Origin of the sequence: Empedobacter falsenii, assembly GCF_013488205.1 — a bacterium.
GTDB lineage: Bacteria > Bacteroidota > Bacteroidia > Flavobacteriales > Weeksellaceae > Empedobacter > Empedobacter falsenii_C.
Genome location: NZ_CP040908.1, coordinates 2,453,798 through 2,472,587 on the forward strand (window position 1 = coordinate 2,453,798; position 18,790 = coordinate 2,472,587).

The 18,790-nt window shown below is 31.4% G+C and carries 20 protein-coding genes and 3 tRNA genes; 14 read left to right on the top strand and 9 right to left on the bottom strand.

What is annotated here, in order from left to right:
* The first annotated feature begins 67 nt into the window (after nucleotides 1-67).
* Nucleotides 68-1,333 (top strand): acetyl-CoA hydrolase/transferase family protein, encoded by a 1,266-nt coding sequence (locus FH779_RS11345; protein WP_180904769.1) that lies wholly within the window; start codon nucleotides 68-70, stop codon nucleotides 1,331-1,333.
* An 87-nt stretch (nucleotides 1,334-1,420) separates the two neighbouring features.
* On the opposite strand, the gene FH779_RS11350 is transcribed toward FH779_RS11345, so the two are convergent.
* Nucleotides 1,421-2,302 carry a NifU family protein gene (locus tag FH779_RS11350; protein ID WP_038333605.1) on the bottom strand — a complete coding sequence of 294 codons (882 nt, stop codon included), beginning with the start codon at nucleotides 2,300-2,302 and terminating at the stop codon, nucleotides 1,421-1,423.
* Nucleotides 2,303-2,361: 59 nt separating this feature from the next.
* Here FH779_RS11350 and FH779_RS11355 point away from each other — a divergent pair, with 59 nt between their 5' ends.
* From FH779_RS11355 to FH779_RS11400, 10 genes are all read left to right on the top strand, one after another.
* Nucleotides 2,362-2,874 (top strand): gamma carbonic anhydrase family protein, encoded by a 513-nt coding sequence (locus FH779_RS11355; protein WP_180904770.1) that lies wholly within the window; start codon nucleotides 2,362-2,364, stop codon nucleotides 2,872-2,874.
* Nucleotides 2,875-2,969: 95 nt separating this feature from the next.
* Nucleotides 2,970-3,563, top strand: a complete 594-nt coding sequence (locus tag FH779_RS11360) for a glutathione peroxidase (protein WP_180904771.1) — start codon at nucleotides 2,970-2,972, stop codon at nucleotides 3,561-3,563.
* 3 nt (nucleotides 3,564-3,566) lie between these two features.
* Complete coding sequence (gene bshB1, locus FH779_RS11365; protein WP_114999735.1) at nucleotides 3,567-4,268, top strand: bacillithiol biosynthesis deacetylase BshB1; 702 nt, start codon at nucleotides 3,567-3,569, stop codon at nucleotides 4,266-4,268.
* Nucleotides 4,269-4,386: 118 nt separating this feature from the next.
* Nucleotides 4,387-4,462: transfer RNA gene (locus FH779_RS11370), tRNA-His, on the top strand.
* A gap of 41 nt (nucleotides 4,463-4,503) precedes the next feature.
* Nucleotides 4,504-4,579, top strand: a tRNA-His gene (locus FH779_RS11375).
* Nucleotides 4,580-4,621: 42 nt separating this feature from the next.
* Nucleotides 4,622-4,697 (top strand) — tRNA-His (locus tag FH779_RS11380).
* 84 nt (nucleotides 4,698-4,781) lie between these two features.
* Nucleotides 4,782-5,339 (top strand): hypothetical protein, encoded by a 558-nt coding sequence (locus tag FH779_RS11385; protein WP_180904772.1) that lies wholly within the window; start codon nucleotides 4,782-4,784, stop codon nucleotides 5,337-5,339.
* A 13-nt stretch (nucleotides 5,340-5,352) separates the two neighbouring features.
* Complete coding sequence (locus FH779_RS11390) at nucleotides 5,353-5,784, top strand: hypothetical protein (protein ID WP_180904773.1); 432 nt, start codon at nucleotides 5,353-5,355, stop codon at nucleotides 5,782-5,784.
* 565 nt (nucleotides 5,785-6,349) lie between these two features.
* On the top strand, nucleotides 6,350-7,996 hold the full coding sequence (locus tag FH779_RS11395; protein ID WP_180904774.1) for a dipeptidyl-peptidase 3 family protein: 1,647 nt from the start codon (nucleotides 6,350-6,352) through the stop codon (nucleotides 7,994-7,996).
* Nucleotides 7,997-8,095: 99 nt separating this feature from the next.
* Complete coding sequence (locus FH779_RS11400) at nucleotides 8,096-8,680, top strand: hypothetical protein (protein ID WP_180904775.1); 585 nt, start codon at nucleotides 8,096-8,098, stop codon at nucleotides 8,678-8,680.
* A gap of 65 nt (nucleotides 8,681-8,745) precedes the next feature.
* On the opposite strand, the gene FH779_RS11405 is transcribed toward FH779_RS11400, so the two are convergent.
* From FH779_RS11405 to FH779_RS11420, 4 genes are all read right to left on the bottom strand, one after another.
* Nucleotides 8,746-9,240 (bottom strand): YqiA/YcfP family alpha/beta fold hydrolase, encoded by a 495-nt coding sequence (locus FH779_RS11405; RefSeq protein ID WP_180904776.1) that lies wholly within the window; start codon nucleotides 9,238-9,240, stop codon nucleotides 8,746-8,748.
* Between the two features lie 130 nt (nucleotides 9,241-9,370).
* Nucleotides 9,371-9,832: a hypothetical protein gene (locus FH779_RS11410; protein WP_180904777.1), complete on the bottom strand. Its 462-nt coding sequence runs from the start codon at nucleotides 9,830-9,832 to the stop codon at nucleotides 9,371-9,373.
* A gap of 87 nt (nucleotides 9,833-9,919) precedes the next feature.
* Nucleotides 9,920-13,042, bottom strand: a complete 3,123-nt coding sequence (secA, locus tag FH779_RS11415; protein ID WP_180904778.1) for a preprotein translocase subunit SecA — start codon at nucleotides 13,040-13,042, stop codon at nucleotides 9,920-9,922.
* 128 nt (nucleotides 13,043-13,170) lie between these two features.
* The gene (locus FH779_RS11420) at nucleotides 13,171-13,392 is read right to left on the bottom strand and encodes a DUF2795 domain-containing protein (protein WP_019976296.1); all 222 of its coding nucleotides are present in this window, start codon (nucleotides 13,390-13,392) and stop codon (nucleotides 13,171-13,173) included.
* Between the two features lie 170 nt (nucleotides 13,393-13,562).
* On the opposite strand from FH779_RS11420, the gene FH779_RS11425 reads away from it, so the two are divergent.
* Together FH779_RS11425 and FH779_RS11430 are read left to right on the top strand one after the other, a co-directional pair.
* The gene (locus FH779_RS11425; protein ID WP_180904779.1) at nucleotides 13,563-14,504 is read left to right on the top strand and encodes an NAD(P)H-dependent flavin oxidoreductase; all 942 of its coding nucleotides are present in this window, start codon (nucleotides 13,563-13,565) and stop codon (nucleotides 14,502-14,504) included.
* Between the two features lie 61 nt (nucleotides 14,505-14,565).
* Nucleotides 14,566-15,333 (top strand): GH12 family glycosyl hydrolase domain-containing protein, encoded by a 768-nt coding sequence (locus FH779_RS11430; RefSeq protein WP_180904780.1) that lies wholly within the window; start codon nucleotides 14,566-14,568, stop codon nucleotides 15,331-15,333.
* 34 nt (nucleotides 15,334-15,367) lie between these two features.
* Here FH779_RS11430 and FH779_RS11435 read toward each other — a convergent pair whose 3' ends face one another.
* The 3 genes from FH779_RS11435 to FH779_RS11445 all read right to left on the bottom strand — a co-directional run bounded on the left by FH779_RS11435 (nucleotide 15,368) and on the right by FH779_RS11445 (nucleotide 17,284).
* Nucleotides 15,368-16,267, bottom strand: a complete 900-nt coding sequence (locus FH779_RS11435) for an MBL fold metallo-hydrolase (RefSeq protein WP_180904781.1) — start codon at nucleotides 16,265-16,267, stop codon at nucleotides 15,368-15,370.
* A 1-nt stretch (nucleotide 16,268) separates the two neighbouring features.
* Nucleotides 16,269-16,724, bottom strand: coding sequence for a hypothetical protein (locus FH779_RS11440; RefSeq protein WP_038332187.1), 456 nt, complete (start codon nucleotides 16,722-16,724; stop codon nucleotides 16,269-16,271).
* Nucleotides 16,725-16,798: 74 nt separating this feature from the next.
* Entirely contained in the window at nucleotides 16,799-17,284 is a 486-nt protein-coding gene (locus FH779_RS11445) for a TlpA family protein disulfide reductase (protein WP_038332192.1), read from the bottom strand.
* A 117-nt stretch (nucleotides 17,285-17,401) separates the two neighbouring features.
* Between FH779_RS11445 and FH779_RS11450 the strand changes: the two genes are divergently transcribed.
* Nucleotides 17,402-17,869, top strand: coding sequence for a DUF4268 domain-containing protein (locus tag FH779_RS11450; RefSeq protein ID WP_052217563.1), 468 nt, complete (start codon nucleotides 17,402-17,404; stop codon nucleotides 17,867-17,869).
* Nucleotides 17,870-17,910: 41 nt separating this feature from the next.
* Here the strand turns inward: FH779_RS11450 and FH779_RS11455 are convergent, their stop codons facing one another.
* A complete protein-coding gene (locus FH779_RS11455; protein WP_038332197.1) occupies nucleotides 17,911-18,762 on the bottom strand; it encodes an ATP cone domain-containing protein in 852 nt (283 codons plus the stop codon).
* Nucleotides 18,763-18,790: the final 28 nt, after the last annotated feature.

Genomic DNA, 18,790 nt, shown 5'->3' on the forward strand with positions numbered 1-18,790 from the left:
TGATGAAAAATATCGTTTTTTATAAAGCATCAAAGCCTTTATTTTGCACGATTATTAAAATCTACTTATGAAATATACTTCTGCAACAGAAGCTGTAAAAGAAATCAAATCTGGCGATCGTGTTTACGTTCATGCAGCTGCGGCTACGCCTACATTTTTGGTGTCAGAATTATCGAAGAGAGCGCATGAATTGAGAGATATAGAATTTTGTCATATTCATACAAGTGGAAATGCAGAATATGCAAATCCTGCTTATAAAGACTCATTTTTTGTCAATTCTTTTTTCTTAGGTGCTAATGTTCGTCACACGATCAAAGAAGGAAATGGTTCGTATTTACCGATTTTCTTTAGCGAAATGGGAAAAGTGATTCGAACTGAATTGAATGTTGATGTTGTTTTAATTCAGATTTCTGAGCCAGATTCTCATGGTTATTGTTCTTTAGGGACTTCTGTGGAGAATATTAGAGCGGCAATTGAGACTTCTCGTGTGGTTATTGCGCAAGTGAACAAATATATGCCACGCACATTTGGTGACGGAATTTTACATATTTCGACTATCACGCATTTAGTAGAACATCATCAACCGTTAGATATCTTGGATAATGGAAATATTACAGATGAAGAAGCTAAAATTGGGAATTATATTGCTGAATTAATTGAAGATAAAAGTTGTTTACAATTAGGGATTGGTTCTATTCCAAATGCAGTTTTGAATAATTTGAAGAATCATAAAGGTTTAGGAATTCATACCGAATTATTTTCAGATGGAATTGTTCCATTGGTTAAATCTGGCGTGATTACAGGCGAACACAAAAAATTATTAAAAGGTAAAATTGTTTCGACTTTAGCGCATGGTTCACAATTATTGTATGATTTTATTGATGATAATCCTGGCGTAGAAATGCGCGATGCTTCTTTTACAAATGATCCTGCTAAGATTAGTCAGAACAATAGAATGGTTTCGATTAATTCGGCTATTGAGGTAGATGTTACGGGACAAGTAAGTGCAGATTCAATTGGTTCGCGAATATTTTCTGGTGTTGGAGGACAAGTTGATTTTATATACGGATCATCTTTAAGTAAAGGTGGAAAATCGATCATTGCATTAACGTCAACAACAGCAAAAGGTGCAAATAAAATAGTACCATTCCTAAAACAAGGTGCGGGAATTGTGACGACAAGAGCACATGTAAATTATATTGTAACGGAATATGGTGTTGCAAATTTATTCGGAAAAAATATTCGACAACGTGTAAAAGCAATGGCTGAAATTGCGCATCCAGATTTTAGAGAACAAATCGAAAAAGAATATTTTGAAGCGATTTCTTCTTAAAAATATGATATTGATAATTTAATGAAAATACAAAAGCCTTCTAATTTAGAAGGCTTTCTTTATTTTTAGATAAAAATATTTTTAATCTTATCCATTTACAGCTTCAACGTTGTCTACAACATCAGGCATCATTTGTTTTAAAATTCCTTCGATACCATTTTTAAGCGTTGCTGTAGAAGACGGACAACCAGAGCAAGCACCTTGCAATAACATTTTAGCTGTACGTGTTTCTTCATCAAATTCAATTAATTCGATGTTTCCACCATCATTTGCAACTGCTGGCTGAACATATTCATCTAAAATAGCTTTGATTTGCTGCTCAACAGAAGAAAATTCTTCGGCAGATTTTACGACAACATGTTCAGGAGCTTCTGTTGTGAATTCGTAAAATTCATCAAAAACAGGACCTCCAGCTTGTAAATAATTGGTAATAAATGAACGAACATCCATTGCCCAAAGTGACCAATCTTCTGTTTCATTTTTTGTTAAAGAAACATAATTATCAACAATAAAAACTTCTTCTACAAAAGGATATTCTTTGTAAATCGCAACAGCTAATGGAACTCCAGCAGCTTTTTCTCTCGATTTTATTTCGATGATTTCTGGCGCTAACATAGAATTTGAAACGAATTTCATCGCAGCAGGATTAGGCGTCATTTCTGCATAAATAGAAATAGGAGCCTTTTTCATTGGCGCTAAAATTGCGTTTTCTTCTAAATGTTCGTTGATAATTTCTTTCAAATCTTCAGTAACATCAGCCCAATCAACTGCATCTATTTTTTCTATCGCAACAAAATTCGCTGTGATAAATATTTTTTGAATAAATGGTATAGTCAATAAAACTTGCGCTAAAGGAGATTCGGTAGCTGTAGATTCTTTATCGAATTCCACGCCACCTTGTGTTAAAGTCTCGTCACAAACGAACTTCATCACGTTATTATTTGGTGTAATTTCTTCGTATACTCTCATAGTCGTACAAAAATACGCTATAAAAATGTATCTTTATCATTAGAATTATAGATTTTGTTATGGCAATAATTAAAGAATTAAATGGGCACACACCAAAGTTCGGTGAAAACTGCTTTTTAGCGGATAATGCGGTAGTTGTAGGAGAGGTAGAAATGGGAAACGATTGCTCAATTTGGTTTTCTGCAGTTGTGCGTGGAGATGTACATTATATCAAAATGGGAAATAAAGTAAATATTCAGGATAATGCAACAATACATGCGACGTATCAAAAATCGCCAACAACAATTGGAAATAACGTTTCGATAGGGCATAATGCAATTGTACATGGTTGTACAATACACGATAATGTTTTGATTGGAATGGGCGCAATTGTGATGGATGATTGTATTGTTGAATCTAATTCTTTGATTGCCGCTGGTGCGATTTTAACCAAAGGAACGCATGTAAAAGAAGGGGAATTATGGGCTGGAATTCCTGCTAAAAAAATTAAAGATGTTCCAAAGGAATTGAAAGAAGGCGAAATAGAAAGAATCGCTAATAATTATTTGATGTATAGTAGTTGGTATAAATAAAAGAAAGCTCAGTTTATAACTGAGCTTTTTTATTTTAACCTACTTTAACTTACAAATCGTAACATTTTTTTTAAATTTGTTTAAAATAGTACGCAATGAAATATTTATTCATCGGATTTTTAGGGCTATTTATAGCTTGTAATGCGCAAGAAACTAAGAAAGTTTCTAAAAAGCAAAACATTCATCAAACAACAAAAACACCTCAAAAAGTGAACAAAATTTACGATTATACATTCAAGGATATCAATGATGACGATTTTAATTTCGCTGATTTGAAAGGAAAGAAAATCTTAATTCTTAACACAGCTTCAAAATGTGGTTACACACCTCAATATGATGCTTTAGAAAAGTTATATCAAGAATATAAAGATCAAGGTTTGGTAATTGTTGGATTTCCTTCAGACAATTTTGGAGGTCAGGAATTTGATAACAACGAAGAAATTGCAAGTTTTTGTAAATTAAATTATGGCGTAACTTTTCCTTTGATGTCAAAAAGTGATGTAATTGGAAAAAATCAAAATGAAATTTTCAAATTCTTAACAAAAAAATCATTGAACGGAAAATCTGACAATGATGTAAAATGGAATTTTACAAAATTTTTGATTAACGAAGACGGAACTTTAGAGGCTTCTTATGCTTCAAAAGTAACTCCAGATTCAAAAGAAATAATAGATTGGTTAAATAAATAGTAAATGAAGTTAGATATTCTTGCAATTGGAGCGCATCCTGATGACGTAGAATTGGGATGTGGAGGAACACTTGCAAAAGAAATTAAAAACGGTAAAACGGTTGGTATTCTTGATTTAACAAAAGGAGAATTAGGAACTCGTGGTACCGATGAAACGCGCCGTGTAGAAGCAAATGATGCCAAAAACATTTTAGGCGTTGCTGTGAGAGAAAATCTTGGAATTCCTGATGGTTTTTTCTTGAATGATAAAGAAAATCAGTTGAAAATTGTCGAAATTATTCGCAAATATCAACCTGATATTATTTTGAGTAATGCGCCTCACGATCGCCATCCAGATCATGGAAAAGGTTCGGATTTAGTGAATACTGCTATTTTCTTATCAGGTTTACCAAAAATTGAAAATGGATTACCAGCTTGGCGTCCCAAAAAACACTTCCACTACATTCAATGGTTACCTTTAGAACCTCATTTTGTGGTTGACATCTCTGGTTTTGTAGATACAAAAGTGGAAGCTTGTATGGCGTATAAAACGCAATTTTTTGATCCAAATTCGAGCGAACCTCAAACGCCAATTTCATCGAAAAACTTTACTGATTCTATCCGATATCGTGCGTATGATTTAGGAAGATTAATCGGAACTGAAGGTGGAGAAGGATTTATTTCGCGAAGTTACATTGGCGTAAATAATTTAGATTCTTTAATTTAGAAATAAAGGTGTAAAAAACCTTTATTTTTTTGTCAAAATTATTTGCAAGTACCGATTAATAGGCTATATTTGCAGTCCAATTGAGAGATTAAATAAAAGTTAATTTCGCAATAAAAATGGTGATTGTAGCTCAGTTGGTTAGAGCGCCGGATTGTGGTTCCGGAGGTCGTGGGTTCGAGACCCATCATTCACCCTAAAACTTTAGAATTAGTTTTAAAAGAAATTCAAACCAAATGGTGATTGTAGCTCAGTTGGTTAGAGCGCCGGATTGTGGTTCCGGAGGTCGTGGGTTCGAGACCCATCATTCACCCTAAAAACTTTAGAATTAGTTTCAAAAGAAATTCAAACCAAATGGTGATTGTAGCTCAGTTGGTTAGAGCGCCGGATTGTGGTTCCGGAGGTCGTGGGTTCGAGACCCATCATTCACCCAGATTAAATCTCAATTTCAGTAGAAGTTGGGATTTTTTTATTTGATAATTTAATGTTATTTTTATTAAAGACTTAATAATTAACATGATGTTATTCTCCATTTTATTATTAATAGCAGTTCCTATACTCTTTTTTATCTATTATGTAATTGAAGATTATAGAGATGGAAATAAAGAAAAACTATACATTTTTCTAATTCTTTCTTCTCTATTATTAATATTTATATTATTCTTATATAATGTAGATGATAGTCCTAAAGACGGAGATAACACTGAACCTGCAACATCATTTTCTCCAACCAAAGAAGAAATCTACAAAATACAATTTGGTAATTTTCCAGATTCTACAAATATAAAAGTATTAGAAGGTCATTATTGGGAGTCTGCACATTGGTCTTATGAATACAAAACATTTTTAAAATTAAACGTAAAAAAAGAATGGATAGATAAACAAATTGTAAAAAAACAATTAAAAATCTATTCCAAAAAAGACCCATTACCAGAACTTAACAATCCACCAAATTGGTTCGCCCCTTCTAAAAATCATATAATATATTTATCAGCTCAAAGAGGTCAATCAAATTATAGAATTTATTATGACTCAATTTCAAAAGAAGTTTTATATTTTGATATGCAACTATAAATAGTTATTCAAAATGAAAAAATATATCTTTTTAAAAATTCAGCTAATATCCTTTCTTATTGGTTATTCAATTAATGCTCAAATTATCAATATAACGAGAAATGATTCTATTAATTTAGAAAAAAAGAGTGTGTTAAAAGATGGAAATCTTTCATTTTATAAAAATGAATATACACTTACTCTTTACCACAAAGAAAATATTTCTTATAATAAGAAAAACGGTTACAAATATTATACAATTGCTGGAGGAAAGAAGTATTGTGATAAATGTAAAAAAGAAAAATATACATTTAATATAGAAAATATTCCAAACCTGAAATCAAATCAGCTTGAAATTTTCAATATAGATACTTTATTTGAAAATCTTAAAAAATATCAATTTTCTTATGGATACTTTTATATCAACAATGTATATTATAAAAATTTAGGAATGCCAATTGAATGATTTAGTACTTTAATTCATCAACCATTTAAACCAAATCAATATGTACATATTAAAACATATATTAATTATCATAGCTACAATATTCATTTTTACAATACCAATAATATCTTTTATGAGCTATTCAACTTCAGATTGTAGTATTAGTAATTTTTGGTGTATTGGTGATTTTCTATATACTTACTTATTGACATCAGTTCTCATGATTAGGTTAGTTTATCCATTTTTAATTATTATTTTATTCTCAATTGCTTATAATTATCTTTTCAAAAAATATTTTCATAGAAAAAACAGAATCATCGTCTCAATATTTTATGCCTTAATACTTTTAGTACTCGGATTTAGTATAAATGTATTTATACTTGAGGAAAATGAATTCAAAAATTACACTACCATTGCGCTAATATTTATTCCTACACCTTTAATTATTGGATTTTTAATGGATAAAATAATGTATCTCACACACAAAGAACACTTTGAAGATCTGTCTAGAGAAAACTATAATTGATAGTAAATATTATTTTAATTCAAAAACCCATTTCTCCTTAAATTTACCAAAACATTCAAAATGAAAAAATCATCAATATTCTTGGGATTGATTGCTTTTGCTGGAGTTTTAAGCTCTTGTTCAACTCAAAAAACAGCAACAGAATCAACTCAAACCTCAACAGAAATGACAAAAGATTATGCTTTTCAATATTATGCTCAAGTTCCATTAACAACAGATATTTCGCATTTAACAAAAAACGAAAAAGAGATTTTACGTTTGATGTTCAAAACGGCTGATATTATGGACGATTTATTTTGGCAACAAGCTTATGGCGCTAAAATAGATTTGATGGACGAAACGAAAGGTGAAGCCAAAGAATATGCAAAAATAAACTATGGTCCTTGGGATAGATTGAATAACGAAGCGCCTTTTATAAACGGTATTGGAGCAAAACCTGCAGGTGCAACTTTCTATCCTATTGATATGACGAAAGAGGAATTTGAACAAGCGAATATCAAAGATGGCAAATCGCCCTACTCTATTATTCGTCGTAATCGCGAAGGAAAATTATATTCGATTCCGTATAACGAAAATTTCAAAAATCAATTATCAAAAGCTGCTGGATATTTGACAAAAGCTTCTGAATTAGCAGAAGATACTGGACTTAAAAATTATTTAAAATTACGTGCTGCAGCTTTGGTGAGCGATGATTTCTATGCAAGTGATTTGGCTTGGATGGATATGAAAAATGCAAATATTGACATGGTGGTTGGTCCGATTGAAAATTATGAAGATCAATTATTTGGATATAAAACTTCCTATTCTGCATATATTTTAGTAAAAGATATCGAATGGTCGAAAAAATTGGCAAAATTTGTTCAATATTTACCAGAATTACAGAAGAATTTACCTGTTTCTGCAAACTACAAAAAAGAAGTTCCTGGAACTGATTCGGATCTTAATGCCTATGATGTTGTGTATTATGCGGGAGATTGCAATGCGGCAGGAAAAACAATTGCGATTAATTTACCAAATGATGAAAAAGTTCAATTGGAAAAAGGAACACGTCGTTTGCAATTAAAAAATGCTATGAAAGCGAAGTTTGATAAAATTCTTGCGCCTATTGCAACTGCTTTGATTGATGAAAGCCAACAGAAAAACATCAAATTTGACGCATTCTTTTCTAATGTTATGTTTCACGAAGTGGCGCATGGTTTAGGAATCAAAAATACGGTGAATGGAAAAGGTTCAGTTCGTGATGCTTTAAAAGAAGCTAATTCAGCTTTAGAAGAAGGAAAAGCTGATATTCTTGGTTTGTATATGGTCAATCAATTATTGAAAAAAGGTGAATTGACAGGAACACAAGAAGATTATTTTGTGACTTTCTTGGCTGGAATTTTACGTTCAGTTCGTTTTGGAGCGAGTTCTGCTCACGGACAAGCGAATATGATTGCGTTCAACTATTTTGCTGAAAATGGTGCTTTCGAAAAAACTCCAAATGGTCGTTACAAAGTAAATGTTGCTAAAATGGAAAAAGCAATGAATGGTTTATCAGAATTAATTTTGACACTTCAAGGAAATGGAGATTATGATGGTGTAAAAAAATTATATACTGACAAAGGAACTATTCATGCAGATTTACAAAAAGATTTAGATGTCTTGAAAACCAAAAATATTCCAGTTGATGTTGTTTTCGAACAAGGTCCTAAAATGTTGGGGTTGTAAAAAAAAATGATATTAAACAAAAAAGCGAACCAATTGGTTCGTTTTTTTGTTTATCATCTATTTTATTTTTCTATTTTTATAAAAAACTAAATTAACATTATGAAAAAATTAATAGCTATTTTGGGTTTATTTGCAATTATTTCGTGCAACGAAGACGAAATTATTATTCCCTTAGAAAATTCACCAACTATTAATGGAATTTACACATATACTGATACTAGTCCTTTTACAGATTACAAATATTATAAAGGGCCAGACGGAGAAAACCATCCCTCAGAGGCATTAAATTTTCTAAAAACACATTGGCCAACGTATGATGAGACCCCATACAAAAGTATTGAATTGAAAAAAGATTCTGTAATTATTACAAGTATTGACGATGAAGTTGAACGACTAAAAAGTGCATATAAAAACGATTTATTAATTGTAAATTATGATACATTAGAATTTGTTTTCGGTAAAGTTGATAAAAAAACTAACACATTCCATGTCTATAGAAATTACTTTGCATTTAATATTATTTCTAAAACGAATGGTTCTTCAGCTAATGTAGAAGGTGATTTTTTTGGATTGTGGTCTGATGCAGATTTTTTTCCAAGTCTTGTTAATTCACCAAAAGATTTTACTCATAAAGATGAATTTTTATTTTGGGGAAATATATCTCATAATTTTAAGAAAAAATAAAGAATTTAATATATTAAAAAAGGTGAATATCATTTAATTAAAATAATATTCACCTTTTTATATTATCACTTCTCCAAAAAAGTTTCAAACGCTTTTTCGAATTCTTCTAATGTGATTAAATGTGTCATTTCAGCATCGAAAACTTGTTCGATGTTTCCGTTTTGTTTTTGAAGATTTTCTACAAATTCAATCTGAAATTTTGGTTCGATCACATCATCTTTTAAACCTGTAAAAATTAAATTTGATTTTGTTGGAACTCCTTTTAATAATTGTTCTGGCAAAAATGGTTTTAAACGTTCTACTGCAATTACAGCAGGATTAAACATCAAAACAGGAACATTTAACAATAATCCCAAATAATAACTTATCATTCCGCCCAAACTTGTTCCTGCAATAAATTCGATTGGTTCTTTTGTAAAATGCTCTACCAAATCTTGAATCAAAGTTGGTGCATTATCGTAATCAATTGTTGGTGCGTAACATTCTCCCAAAGAGTCTAAATATTCTCTCTTTTCATCTGTTACAAAACCTTGGTAGCCGTGTAAGTATGCAAATTTCATTTGTTTAAAATTTTAATAATTTGATACTGAAAACAAGTTCAGTAGTTGATGTAAAAATACTAAAAAAAGTATTTCTAAATTAATTAGTAAGGGTTTTAAACGTCTATTTTGAATGAAGTAAATTAAAATATTAACGTTTATATTTTTTTAGAATATCAGGATTTTTATACCCCAAATTAATAAGAATATATTTCTTAGGGACATCTATATGCTCTAAAACGATGGTGTCTTTTGAGTTATAAATAATTTTATGTTCCCAATTATTAAAAATAAATAAATTATTATCTTTATTATATGACCATTTATTTGTTTTTTTTATATCATTTATAACATCTTTAAATTCAGATAATTTATTAGAAGAATAATCATAATGCATAAATTTATATTGTCCGTTATTTAAAAATTTATAGCCATAATTAATATTTTTAAAATAATTATTAATACTGTCATATTCAAATATATACCAAAAACAATTGGAATCAGTTATTTTATTTTCAAATTCATTTTTATCACAACTGATTAAAGATAAATTAATCAAAATTGTAAGAAGTATCAAAATTCTATTATTTATTGCTTTATAATATTTTATCATTTTCTATTAAAATTGAATCATATAAATATAACAAAAAACCCTTTCCGAAAATTTCAGAAAGGGTTAAAGTTATATAAAAAAATCTTTTTAGTTTACTGATTCAGTTTCCTCTACAGATTCTTCTTTTTGCGTATTTGGTAATTCTCCTTTGAATAAGAACGAAATGATTTCTTTATTCACTGTATCCAACATTCTTTGGAAAATATGGAAAGATTCTTGTTTGTAAACAACCAACGGATCTTTTTGTTCGTAAACCGCATTTTGAGACGTTTTACGTAAATCATCAACATCACGTAAATGCTCTTTCCAGTTATCATCAATTAAACTTAATACAACTGATTTCTCGAAATCTTTGATTAAAGTTTTTCCTTGAGATTCGTATGCTTCTTTCAAATCACAAACAACTGTCATTTGACGAATTCCGTCTGTAAATGGCACTTGAATACGAGAGAACATATGTCCTTGATTTTCGAAAACATTCGAAATTACTGGGAAAGCTGTTTCTGCAACATATTTCATACGTGCTTTGTAATCTTCAATTGCTGCGTCGTACGTAATATTTGTTAAATCTTTGATTGATTTAGATCTAAATTCATCTTCTGTAACAGGAGTTCCCATTGTAAAGAATTTAATTAAATCTAATTCATATTGACCAAAATCTTCGAAATCTTTGTTAGATTTCACAACAGAAGCTGCAACATCATAAATCATGTTTGCAATATCAACTTCCAAGCGATCTCCGAATAATGCATTGTGACGACGTTTGTAAATTACTTCACGTTGTTTGTTCATTACATCATCATACTCTAACAAACGTTTACGAATACCGAAGTTATTTTCTTCTACTTTTTTCTGTGCACGCTCGATAGATTTTGTAATCATAGAATGTTCAATCACATCTCCATCTTTATGTCCCATACGGTCCATTAATTTTGCAATTCTTTCTGAACCGAATAAACGCATTAATGAATCTTCTAATGAAACGAAGAATTGAGATGATCCTGGATCTCCTTGACGACCAGCACGACCACGTAACTGACGGTCTACACGACGAGAATCGTGACGTTCTGTACCAATAATTGCTAAACCTCCAGATTCTTTTACTTCTTTCGTCAATTTAATATCAGTACCACGACCAGCCATATTGGTTGCAATAGTTACAGCTCCTGGTTTACCAGCTTCTGTTACAATATCAGCCTCGCTTTTGTGTAGTTTTGCATTCAAAACATTGTGATTAATTCCACGTAATTTTAAAGCTTTTGATAATAATTCAGAAATCTCAACATTAGTTGTACCAACTAAAACTGGACGTTTGTCATCTTGAGATAAACGGACAATTTCCTCGATTACTGCTTTATATTTTTCACGATTTGTTTTGAAAACAATATCATTTTTATCGTTACGTAAAATTGGGCGGTTTGTTGGAATAGAAACAACATCTAATTTGTAAATTTCCCAGAACTCACCTGCCTCAGTTTCCGCTGTACCAGTCATACCTCCTAACTTGTTGTACATACGGAAGTAGTTTTGTAATGTAATTGTTGCAAACGTTTGTGTAGCTGCTTCAATTTTTACATTCTCTTTTGCTTCAATTGCTTGGTGCAATCCATCAGAATAACGACGACCATCCATAATACGACCTGTCGATTCGTCAACGATTTTTACTTCACCTTCAACCACTACATACTCGATGTCTTTTTCGAATAATGTATATGCTTTTAACAATTGGCTTAATGTATGAATACGCTCAGATTTGATTGAGAAGTCACGGAAAAATTCTTCTTTCATTTGAAGAATTTCTTCTTTCGTTTTTCCTGAATTTTCAATCGCTCCAATATTTGTCGAAACATCTGGTAAAATGAAGAAATTTTCATCTTCCATTCCTTTAGACAAATACTCAATTCCTTTATCTGTTAAATCTGATTGATTTTGTTTTTCATCAATAACAAAGTATAAATGCTCGTCAACTTTTGGCATTTCACGGTTATTATCCTGAATAAAATGCGCTTCTGTTTTTTGTAATTGAGCACGAATACCATCTTGAGACAAGAATTTGATTAATGGTTTATATTTTGGTAAACCACGGTAAACTTGGTATAATTTGAAACCTCCTTCTTTTAAATCTCCTTGTTTGAATAATGTTTTTGCTTCGTTCAATGTTTTTCCTAACATCTCACGTTGCATTTGATATAAACGATCAATTTTTGGTCTTAATACATCAAATTCGTGACGATCTCCTTGTGGAACTGGACCAGAAATAATCAATGGTGTACGAGCATCATCAATTAAAACTGAATCGACCTCATCGACAATCGCAAAATTTAATTCACGTTGTACCAAAGCATCTGGAGTGTTTGCCATATTGTCACGTAAATAATCGAAACCAAATTCGTTATTTGTTCCATAAACAATATCAGATGCATACGCATCACGACGTCCTGGAGAGTTTGGTTGGTGATTATCGATACAATCTACTGATAAACCATGGAAAGAGAAAATTGGACGCATCCACGCCATATCTCGTTTTGCCAAGTAATCATTCACCGTTACTAAGTGAACTCCACGACCAGTTAATGCATTTAAGTAAATTGGTAAAGTTGCAACCAACGTTTTACCTTCTCCTGTTTGCATCTCCGCAATACGACCTAAGTGTAAAGCCGTACCACCAATAAACTGAACATCGTAATGAGACATATCCCATGTTACTTGACGACCAGCTGCATCCCATGAGTTTTTCCAGATTGCAGTGTTATCATCTTTAAGAGAAACGAAATCGTGTCCACGATTTACCAAAACTTTATCAAACTCAGAAGCGGTCACTTCTAACGTTTCGTTTTCAGTAAAACGTTTTCCTGTTTCGCGCATTACAGCGAAAGCTTCTGGTAAGATTTCTAATAAAATCTTCTCCTCTATTTCGTAAGCTTCTTTATTGATTTTATCAATTTTAGCGTATAAATCTTCTTTTACACCAAAATCTTCTGTTTCTTCAACTTGTTTTTTTAACTCTTCAATTTGAGCTTTAAGATCTTTTGTAGCTTCAACTAATTGAGCTTTAAATCCATCTGTTTTTCCTCTTAATTCATCAATTGATAATGAACTAAGCTTTTGACCAGCTTCATTCGCTAAGTCAACATATTTTCGTAATTCTTTTACATCTTTGGCATTCTTATCACCTAAGAAACCTTGTAAAATTTTGTTTAAAATATTCATATTTTTCTGCGTTCTTCGTCAAAATTAGCCACAATATATTTGAGACTAATTAAGATGCAAATATACGTTAACTATGTTAGTTATAGATTATAGAATCGAAAAAAGCCCCAATTTGGGCTTTTTTATTTTTAATATTCGTCCTCGTTCCAAAGGAAATCGTCGTCCGTTGGATAGTCAGCCCAAATTTCTTCAATGCTTTCGTAAGAATCTCCTTCATCCTCAATAGATTGTAAGTTTTCTACAACTTCCAAAGGTGCACCAGTACGAATTGCGTAATCAATTAATTCATCTTTTGTTGCTGGCCAAGGTGCATCACTTAAATAAGATGCTAATTCTAAAGTCCAATACATAGCTTATATTTTTTATTATTAGTAGAGACAATTAAACTCTAATTTATTTTCTAAAATTTGATTTTTTGCAAATCAAATAATCTGCCAAAGTCAAACTGTCAGTATTTATGTTAAAATTAAATTTTTTCGTTCTCTATATTTATTTAATTTTATGCCTAAATATAACGAAAATGGACACGAATATAACAAAATTATTTGCAATAAAATACCCAATTATTCAAGGTGGTATGATTTGGAATAGTGGTTGGCGATTAGCGTCAGCTGTAAGTAATGCTGGAGGACTAGGTTTAATAGGTGCTGGAAGCATGTATCCTGATGTTTTACGCGAGCATATAAAGAAATGTAAAGCTGCTACAAATCATCCTTTTGGCGTTAATGTTCCAATGCTTTATCCGAATATTGAAGAAATTATGCAGATTATTGTGGAGGAAGATGTAAAAGTTGTTTTTACTTCTGCTGGAAATCCAAAAACGTGGACAGAAACTTTAAAAAAAGAAGGAATAACTGTTGCGCATGTTGTCAGTAGTGCCAAATTTGCACAAAAATCACAAGATGCAGGTGTCGATGCTGTCGTGGCAGAAGGTTTTGAAGCTGGTGGACATAATGGCAGAGAAGAAACGACTACACTTTGTCTTATTCCGAATGTGAAACGTCAAATCAATATTCCGTTAATTGCTGCTGGAGGAATTGGAACAGGTTCTCAAATTTTGGCAGCATTTGCGTTAGGTGCAGATGGAGTACAAATTGGTTCTCGTTTTGCTGCAACGCAAGAATCGTCTGCGAATCAAGCTTTCAAAGATGTGATTGTAAATGCACAAGAAGGCGATACGCAACTTACATTGAAAGAATTAGCGCCTGTTCGATTGATTAAAAATGATTTTTATAATCAAGTTCAAGAAAAATATCAACAAGGTACAACCGCAGAAGAATTGAAAGAGCTTTTAGGTAGAGGTCGTTCTAAGAAAGGAATGTTTGAAGGTGATTTGGTGAATGGAGAATTAGAAATTGGTCAAGTTTCGTCATTAATCGATTCTATTCCGACAGTTGCAGAAGTTTTTGACGATTTATTAGTAGATTATCAAACTGCAAAAGATAAATTAATTCGATTATAATCATCACAATTTTATATTTTTACAAGGATGCAAAAGCATCCTTTTTTAATTAGCATAAATGATGAAACAACTTTTAAATATTGTATTTTTCTCTTTTTCGATTATTAGTTTTGGTCAACAATCTGATCAAGAAAAGTCAGAAAATGGAGCAACCATAAAATGGCAGAAATATGAAATTAACAACAATAAATGGGGCGAACACAAAATAAAAAAAGGTGTATATTCACAAACAATTTTCACAACCGACACAGCGGCTGGTTGGAAATGGCAAACACCTGGCAAGAAATATGGCGTGGTGGGTTATCCTGAAATTTGGTTTGGAGAAAGTGCTTGGTTTAATTTAGCTGACATCAAAACTGATAATTATTTCAAGAATATAAATGAGGTAAAAACTTTTGAAGTTGAGTATAAAACGAAGTTAAAAGTTAATGACAAAAAATATAATTTAGCTTTTGATTTTTGGTTACACAATTCGCCAAAAGTCGCTCTACAAACCATCGGAATTGAAGTGATGATTTGCGAAGATTATAATAAATTCAAGCCATTTGGTAAAAAAGTTGGAAATATTTTTACAACATTTGGACAATATGATATTTACAGAGGTCATATCATCAAAAAAGATTTGAATACAAGCTGGGATTATATTGCTTTTGTGCGAAAAGAAAAACGAACTTCGGGAAAAGTAAATGTGATGGAGTTTATAAATGAGATGAATAAACGAGATTATATTGGACAAAACATCTATTTATCTTCGTTTGAATTCGGAACTGAAATTTTAAATTCTACTGGAAATATTTTGGTTGAACAATATGAATTAAAAATAGAATAAAAAAAGCTGTCAAAATTTTTGACAGCTTTTCGTTTTATAATCTTCCTTGTTCTTTTAATTTCCAATAACGCATTAGTCCATTAACAGACATCCAGGATGGATTGGCGTATTCATACACTTGAATTTGATCTTCTGTCAAACCTAAATCTTTATAGTTTTTTGTGACATGATCAACAAAAACTGGGACAATTTCTTCGGTCGGAATTTGATCATCATACATTGGTTTGATATAATTTGACCAATCATTCAACGATTTTTCTAATTGATCAAAATGATTTTCTAAATCTTCGTGATAACCATAATGCGTCGGATAAATTCCTTTTGCATTAATTTTTCTCAATTTAGCAATCGATTCTTTCCACAATTCAATATTAATATCTGGCGGCGGACAAGGCGGCACAACAGGTCCGTTTTCAATCTTCACTCCTGCTACATCACCTGTAAAAATAACATCATCTAACACATAAGCATTGTGATGAACAGCATGTCCAGGCGTATAAACAGTCTGAAAAACCGCATCACCAAACTCCACACTTTGTCCATCTGCCAAACCAACCAAATATTCTTCGTCAATTGGTTTCATTTCTCCCCACAAACGATCCATATCATCGCCATAAATCATTTTTGCTGATTCCCACAATTTTTCAGGATTTTTCAGATGTGGTAAACCAATCGGATTTAAGAAAATTGTTGCGCCATGTTCTGTAAATTTCCACGCAGCACCAGCGTGATCAAAATGAATATGTGTAATTAAGATATTTTCGATATCGATTACTCGCCAACCTAACGCTTCAATTCCCGCTTTCAAATTTTCAAAAGTTGAATATGGCCCTGGATCAACCAAGATTGGTCCTTGTTCAGTTTCGATTAAATAAGATGCGATTGCTTCGTTTTCATTCTGAAAATTAAGATCGATTGTATGTATTTTTGGCATGTTATAATATTTCTTCTATGGTATAATTGATTCCATTAAATTCTAATTTATCTCCAGCTCGTTTTCCAACTAAAGCATCAAAAATAGGCGCTTGTGTACTAATTCCAACAAACTTTTTATTTTCCCATTCAAAATCTTTGAAAGATAAACCAATTACAAAATTCACTTTATCTGTAAACACAACATTTCCTTCTGTAATTTCGTCAACCAATTCAGGTTTTAACGCTTTAAAATTTTCTAAATCTTCAGTTGCTTGATTGATACGAACTCGTAAACTTCTCGCTGCATCTGTCGACTGACTTTGTTGTGCAAAATCATCTAACTCTAAACTTGATTCTTCGTCTAAATCTGCTCCTTCAGCATAAATTCGTTCAGATTCTTTTAACGCATCAATTTCATTTTGTTTCAATTGAATTAAATGTTGAATAACATCTTTTCTAATATGTTTTTTATTCATTTTTGTAGTTTTATGTTAGTATAAACTTACAAAAAATAAAAAACTCCTAAAAGTATTTTCAGGAGTTTTATCGTTTAATTAAGATATTCGGTAATGTAATCTTCTAATTCAAATTTTGTCATGGCTTGATCATGGAAAACCTTTTTCTCACCTTTATTATAAATGATTGTTACAGGAATATTTCCTGCCCATTTCGGATCAAATGACGGAATCCATTCATTCATTCGTTTGGTATCATCCAACAAAACAACTTCTGTATTTATCTTATTGTCAAGCATAAATTTCTTTACTTTATCGATAATTTTTGGTCTATCCAACGAAACCAACAACATCTTGAAATTAGGATTGTCTTTGTATTTTTCGTTAATTTCCATAAACGCTGGAATCTCCTCCACACAAGGCGCACACCACGTTGCCCAAAAATTAACCACCACAACTTGATCTTTATAATTTGCTATTTTATCGTGCAAAGCTTCATATTTTACAGTTTCTACAGATTGTGCATTTACAGTAGAAAAAGCCAAAATTCCCATTAAACCTAGGAAAGAAAATAGTTTCATATTTATTTTTTAAAAATATTTATTCAAATGTAATAGAACAAGAATCAATCCAAGCTATTTTTCTCTAAATTTTGTTGAATAGAATATTAAACCGATTTTTGTAAAAAAATAATCAATTTGTTTTCAAAAGAAGATGCTTATCGCATAAAAAAGGATTTTTGGATTTCGTATGGAACGTATATGAAATTGCAAATGAATGCCGAAGGAACGCGTATTAATTGGATAAATTACAAAACGGATGTAAAAGGTGTTTATTTTAGAACGGATGTCGAGCGTAAATTTGCAGAGGTTTCGATTGAAATTTCGCATCCAGATCCGTCCGTTCAACTGATGATTTATGAACAGTTTGAGGAATATGAAAATGTTTTGGAAAGTTATCTTGGCGAAAAATGGATTTGGACAAAAGAAGATTATGATGAAGATGGAAAAATGATTTCGACGATAAAAATGCGTTTAGAAAACATTAGTATTTTTAGAGAAACCGATTGGCCACAGATTATTCCGTTCCTAAAAGATCGAATGATTAATTTGGATGAATTTTGGTGCGATCACAAAGATAGTTTTGAAATTTTTAAAGAATTATAAAGCAAAAGAAGCTCAATATTGAGCTTCTTTTTTATTTCAGTTTAAGCAATTTCGCACGTGAAATTCTCGATTTCTAACAATTCATTCGTTTCTTCCAAAACTTCGTTTCGTTGTTCTTGAGACAAGTTCAATGAATCTAAAAACTTATTATTTTGTTGTAAATCTTTCACCAAAATACATTCTTTTGACAAAAGAACTTTTTCTTGCTCTGGCGTCAAAGTCGTTAAACATGTAATTGGATACAAAGCCGCATTATCAACCAAATATTTGATACTATTTGTTTCAGGATAATCCCAAGAAATCAATCCAATTCCATAATAATTTGCAAAATCTATACTATCCGTCGTTAAATACGCATTCGTTACCAAGAAACCTTTTGTTGGTTTCATATCTCGTCCAAAAAAATGATACGTATGGCTTTCTACATCTTTCATTCGCGATAAAAAATACATCGGCGTTGTCACCGAAATTTTGGCATCTTCGTCATTTCTGAATTTACATTCACAGAAAAGCAATTGATCTCCTTTAGAAGCCACCACATCAATTTCGTGCGTTACCGCATTTCCTTGTACAATTTCAGAATGCAACGATTGATATCCTGCTGCTTGCATTACTCTTCCAATCCACTTTTCAAAATAATATCCTTCTGGTCCCAAATCTCTCAAAGCTCGTTTTAGGCTATAACGCGCTGCATACGAATTTCTATAATTTTTGAGATGAGCAAAAGCAATGCGATACAATTCTCTGGTCGGAATTCCATCGTAAAGATCTTTCGAAACTAATTCGAAAACTTCTTCAACTTCCTCTTTTTTTGCACCAGATTTCGTTAACGAACGTTTTAAAGCTTTTGGATCATATGGGATTAACTCGCCCGAGTTTTTCTTTACTAACATATTTTAAGGTTGAATTTTATTCTTAACG